Genomic DNA, 5697 nt, shown 5'->3' on the forward strand with positions numbered 1-5697 from the left:
ATATGGCGCGCCTCAAGGGAATGTCCCCGATGGTGATCGTGCTGAGGCATGCCCTGCCCAATGCCTGGGCTCCGATCGTCACTGTGGTCGCGTTCAATCTGGCGTATCTCATCGTCGGAGTGGTCGTGGTCGAGGTCGTGTTCGTTTACCCCGGCATCGGCCAGCTGATGGTTGACGCGGTAAAATCCAGGGATGTTCCGGTTGTCCAGGCCTGCGCCCTGATTTTCGCCGCGACTTATATCCTTCTCAACCTGCTAGCCGACATTATTTCCATCGCCACCAATCCCAGGCTCTTGCACCCACGATGACCAGATCCGAATCTGTCGCGGAGCTTCAGAGGCTGAGGCGCTCGCGTGCCACCCGGGCGAAAACTGCGCTGAAGAAGGCACCGTTCAGCGCGTGGTTCGGCATCGTCGTGATCCTCGGCTACGTCTTTGTTGCGGTCTTCGCGCACTGGATAGCCCCATATGGCGAGACGCAGGTTTTCAGCGAAGCCTTCGCGCCGTGGAGCCAGGAGTTCAAACTGGGAACCGATCAGCTCGGCCGCGACATGCTCACCCGCTTGATCTACGGTGCGCGCAACACCATCGCTATCGCGGTCGCGACCACGTTGCTGTCCTTCGCGGTCGGCGTCTCGCTCGGCCTTCTTGCCGCATTGTACAGGGGGTGGCTCGACCAGATCTTGTCACGTGCGGTGGACGTGCTGATGTCAATCCCGAGTCTGATCTTCGCGCTGGTGCTGCTGACGATCTTCGGCTCTTCGATCACGAGCCTGATTGTCATCATTGCGCTTCTCGATTCCACCCGGGTCTTTCGGCTTTCTCGCGCCGTCGGGCTTAACGTGGCGGTGATGGAATATGTCGAGGTGGCACGATTACGCGGCGAGGGACCAAAATGGATCATCGCCAAGGAAATCCTTCCCAATGTCATGCCGCCACTGGTCGCCGAGTTCGGCTTGCGATTCTGCTTCGTGTTCCTGACAGTCGCGGCGCTGTCGTTTCTCGGCGTCGGTATTCAGCCGCCGACGGCCGATTGGGGATCAATGGTGCGCGAGAACGCGACCCTGATCACCTACGGCGACGTCACCCCGCTACTTCCGGCCGGCGCGATTGCTCTCCTTACCGTGTCCGTGAATTTCGTTGTGGACTGGTTCCTGCACGCAACAAGCGGGTTGCGGGATGAAAAGTAGCGGTCCAAGCTCACGCGAAAAAGGCACGGATCTACTTCAAATCCGCAATCTGCATGTGGAGGGGTTCTCGGACGAGCGCTGGCATCCGATTGTCCGCGGGATCGATCTGACGCTGAAGCGGGGCGAGGTTCTTGGCCTGATCGGCGAATCAGGCGCCGGCAAGTCCACCATTGGCCTTGCCGCAATGGGTTATGCCAAGCCGGGCTGCCGGATCATGCAAGGCTCGGTCCTGTTCGACGGGATTGATCTTCTGGCAGTCAATGAAAAAGGGCGCCGTCGCCTCAGGGGCTCCCGCATTGCCTATGTCGCACAAAGCGCGGCTGCCTCTTTCAATCCGGCACATCGGCTCTTGGAACAAACCGTCGAAACAGCGGTGGCGCATGGAATTGCCGGCCGGGAAGAGGCGAACCGGAGCGCCGTCGATCTTTATCGACGCCTTCAACTCCCAGAACCGGAGACCATAGGCTTTCGCTATCCTCATCAGGTCTCCGGCGGGCAGTTGCAACGGGCAATGACAGCGATGGCAATGGCTTGTCGTCCGGACCTCATAATATTCGACGAGCCAACAACCGCGCTCGACGTGACCACGCAGGTTGAAGTTCTAGCTTCCATTCGCAACATCGTGGAGGAATTCAGCACCGCTGCAATCTACGTGACGCATGACCTGGCGGTGGTGGCGCAAATGGCGGATCGTATCATGGTTCTGCGCCACGGACGCACCGTGGAGGAGGCTGATACACGCCAGATGCTGGCCTCGCCCAGCCAGGAATATACCAAAACGCTCTGGGCCGTACGCAAGCTCGCCAAGCCCGAAGTTCCAGCCGATGACTATCTGCTGACGATAGACAACGTTACCGCGGCCTATGCAGGAAAGGTCAAGGTGCTCCAGGATGTCTCCATCAAGGTTCCGCGCGGAAGAACCGTGGCCGTGGTCGGCGAATCCGGTTCGGGCAAATCGACGCTCGCGCGAGTCGTCACCGGTCTCTTGCCGCCAATTTCAGGTTCGATTTCTTTTGCCGGGCAGCCCCTTTCCACGAGCCTGAAGACGCGGCCGAAGGAGGTCCTGCGCCGCATGCAGATGATTTACCAAATGCCCGACAACGCCCTGAATCCGCGCCAGACGGTCGAAGAAATCATAGCTCGGCCGCTCGAATTCTACCTCGGCCTAAAGGGCGCGCAGAAGGATCGCCGGATCTGCGAACTTATGCACATGGTCGAGATGAGCGAGGATTTTCTGGAACGCCTGCCTGGCGAGCTATCGGGCGGCCAAAAGCAACGCGTCTGCATTGCCCGGGCGTTGGCAGCCGATCCAGAGCTTATCATCTGTGACGAGATCACGTCCGCGCTCGACCAGATCGTCCAAGAGGAAATCCTCAAGCTTCTCATGCGCCTGCAGCGTGAACTCGAAATGAGCTACATCTTCATTACCCACGACATTGCTACCGTAAGGGCGATAGCCGACCAAATCGTTGTCATGCACCAGGGCAAAGTCGTTGAACAGGGACTGAAGAGCCAAGTTCTCACACCTCCCCATGCCGCTTACACCGAACGGCTTTTGTCGTCCGTACCGGAAATGGATCCGGACTGGCTTACAAGGCTGCTGGCCAGCCGGAAGGTCTGACAGGGGGACCCCGTCCACCTAGGCCCCTGGCATCCTTCCACGTGCTTTGAAGGGCATGATCGTGCTCCGCTTCAATCGGGCTGGCCAGCCCGACAAACGGAGCCAACCATTTCACCGTTTCGTCGCTAAGAAAGCTGGCGACCCAGGAGATCTCGGTATTAGCTCACGAACGGCAGCTTCTGTTTGCTTAAAAGAAGCGCTCTGAGGCACATCGGAGCTACGACGCAGTCCCTGTGATGTCTGCTTTTTGGAAGCGGCTGCTAATCTCTCAATGACCAAGATTGGGCAGCAAAGCTGCCAAGGGGTGTAAGATAAATGCAGCCAGCGAATGGGTGGCCTAGCTTCTTGACTCAATTTGGGCGAACCGCCTCGTAACCAGTTAATAAATAACGTCGGGTTAGTCGCACTGTCTGCAATCCGGGTGGCGAACGAGGATCAAGGAAGGAACAAGGGGGCCGTGCCCAAGTTCGGGGCATGTACCACCGCCGCCGATGAACTCGAGCGGCTGCGCAGCAACAACCGAGGCACGGGATCATGACCGTTCAGATTCGACTTTCCGAGATCGACCACGCCAGGCGCGAAGATCATGGCGACGGTGCCTGGAGCATCGCACCGGACCTGGGTTATTTGCGGCTGGCAATCGTCAATGTCGTGTTCTTCGGCGCACCGCGCAGCGGAGATCGGAACTGGGTGCTAATAGATACGGGGTTGCCGACGTCGAGAAGCAGTATTCTTGCGGTCGCGGAAAAGCGGTTTGGCACCAACGCACGGCCTGCCGCGGTTATCCTGACACACGGCCATTTTGACCATGTGGGAACGGTTCTGGACCTCGCGAATAGGTGGGAGGTGCCCGTCTTCGCGCATCGACTCGAGCGGCCCTATTTGGACGGAACTGAATGTTATCCGGCACCGGATCCCTGGGTCGGGGGCGGACTGATGGCGCTGCTTTCGCCGCTCTTTCCACGCGGGCCGATCGATCTTGGCAACCGATTGGAACTCTTGCCCGCCGACGGATCGGTCCCCGGAATGCCCGGATGGCAATGGCTGCACACACCCGGGCACGCCCCTGGTCACATTTCGCTCTGGCGCGAGGAAGACCGCTCGCTGATCGTAGGGGACGCTTTCATCACCACCGGTCAGGAGTCGGTCTATGAGGTCGCCGTCCAGGATCTCGAGATGCACGGTCCGCCGCGCTACTTCACGCCGGACTGGGATGCGGCGGAAAGATCTGTGAAGCGTCTGGCTGCCCTGAACCCTCAGATGGTCATCACTGGACACGGTGCGGCTGCCGCTGGAGTGGGCATGCGTAAAGCTCTTGACAGTCTGGCTGAGCGCTTCACGGTGTTCGCCGTCCCGCCGAAATCAAAATTCGTACGCGAGCCAGCGATGGCTGCAAATAGCTGAGGTAACCGAGCCGCCGTCGTTGTGAATATGGTCACGTTGGACAACTCCATCTCTCGAGCAGGTAGAGTTCCCCCCTCGGGTCGCGCCCATGTCGCCCAAACACTGACAAGCGGAACAATCCCGGGAGGCGCCAGTTAGGCGGCGCACGCTTGGGCGACTTGCGGCCAGCCCCGAAAAATCCCGCGTCAGGAGCAGACGTCAGATGGAAAACGAGCACCCCGAAGGACGTGTCCTCTCCGCCGGCGCGGCGATCGGCAAGAAGTTCGGGCCCCACCGGTCGTCATTAGCCATGACTGGCGTCGATTCGCTCATGGGCCAAAACCGTGGAGCGGTTCTGGCTCCACCAGCTTGATGGGGTGATCGACTTAGCTGTGCTCCATCGCCGTGCCGCCGAATTGGAGTTTGTGCATGAGCCAGCGAGGAGGAACAAACCGGGGAAGCGCCAGTTAGGTCCTTCGTCCGGCGGAGGGCGGCACCCCGGCCACGCGCCTTGAAGTTGGTTCAGAGGAAGGCTTCAGATGAGAAGTGCCAAGAGCGCGTGCCCCAAGAACGCGTCCTCTCCAGGATTGGTGGCCGAGCAAGTGTTGTTGCCATCCAGCCCCAAGCCGGGGCGGCAACTGCTCTGGATCCCGGCAATCGCATTCTTGCCCGGTTGCGCGGGGGGTGTGCTCGACCCGCAAGGACCCATTGGCTCGGGCAACCGCACGATCCTCTTGAACTCACTGGCGGTGATGCTGGTGATCGTTGTTCCGACGCTTGTTGCGCTCTTGGCCTTCGCATGGAAATTCCGCGCCTCGAACAGCGACGCGCGCTATGACCCGGAGTTCACCTATTCGGGGCGCATCGAGTTGATCGTCTGGTCGATCCCGACGCTCACCATCCTTTTCCTTGGCGGGCTGATCTATTATGGATCGTACCAGCTCGATCCGCGCAAACCGATCCCTTCCGCGCAGCCGCCGCTCGACATCCAGGTGGTGGCGCTCGACTGGAAATGGCTGTTCCTCTATCCCGAGCAGGGCGTGGGCGCTGTCAATCAATTGGTTATCCCCGCCGGCGTTCCAGTTCATTTCAAGCTGACCTCGGCCAGCGTGATGAACACGTTCTTCGTGCCCCAGCTTGGCAGCATGGTCTACGTCATGAACGGCATGCAGACCGAGTTGCATCTGCAGGCCGACTATGAGGGCAGCTTTTTCGGCCAGTCGGCGCACTTCAGCGGCGACGGCTTCTCGGACATGAACTTCAGCGTGAGCGCGGTTTCAGCCGATGCCTTCACCCGCTGGACGTCGTCGCTGCGTGGCGGCGGCGGCGTGCTCAACGCGAATGCCTATCGCGAGCTCGCCCGGCAAAGCACCAACGTGCCGCCGTCCACGTTCGGCCATGTTCAGCCCGGGCTGTTCGATGCCGTCGCTCAGCAGATATTGCCCCCGGGTCCGGGGCCGGCCGAAAGTGCCGCCGGCGGCGAGCCACAGGTGAGCCCAAAGGC

At 60.2% G+C, this 5697-nt stretch carries 5 protein-coding genes; all 5 read left to right on the forward strand.

Going from position 1 to position 5697, the window contains the following annotated elements; all coding sequences use genetic code 11:
- Positions 1–308 (forward strand): ABC transporter permease subunit (locus EN884_RS23340; protein WP_128360756.1); only part of this gene is annotated, 308 nt, incomplete at its 5' end.
- A 107-nt stretch (positions 309–415) separates the two neighbouring features.
- Positions 416–1189, forward strand: coding sequence for an ABC transporter permease (locus tag EN884_RS23345; protein ID WP_318014155.1), 774 nt, complete (start codon positions 416–418; stop codon positions 1187–1189).
- Positions 1179–2810: an ABC transporter ATP-binding protein gene (locus tag EN884_RS23350; RefSeq protein ID WP_063170616.1), complete on the forward strand. Its 1632-nt coding sequence runs from the start codon at positions 1179–1181 to the stop codon at positions 2808–2810. The genes EN884_RS23345 and EN884_RS23350 overlap by 11 nt, the downstream gene beginning before the upstream one ends.
- Positions 2811–3344: 534 nt before the next feature.
- On the forward strand, positions 3345–4214 hold the full coding sequence (locus tag EN884_RS23355) for an MBL fold metallo-hydrolase (RefSeq protein WP_027162022.1): 870 nt from the start codon (positions 3345–3347) through the stop codon (positions 4212–4214).
- Positions 4215–4732: 518 nt separating this feature from the next.
- Positions 4733–5697: ubiquinol oxidase subunit II (gene cyoA / locus EN884_RS23365; RefSeq protein WP_128360757.1), on the forward strand; the 965-nt coding region annotated here is incomplete at its 3' end.

Origin of the sequence: Mesorhizobium sp. M7A.F.Ca.AU.001.01.1.1 (genome assembly GCF_004022735.1) — a bacterium.
In the GTDB taxonomy this organism is placed as follows: Bacteria; Pseudomonadota; Alphaproteobacteria; order Rhizobiales; family Rhizobiaceae; genus Mesorhizobium; species Mesorhizobium ciceri.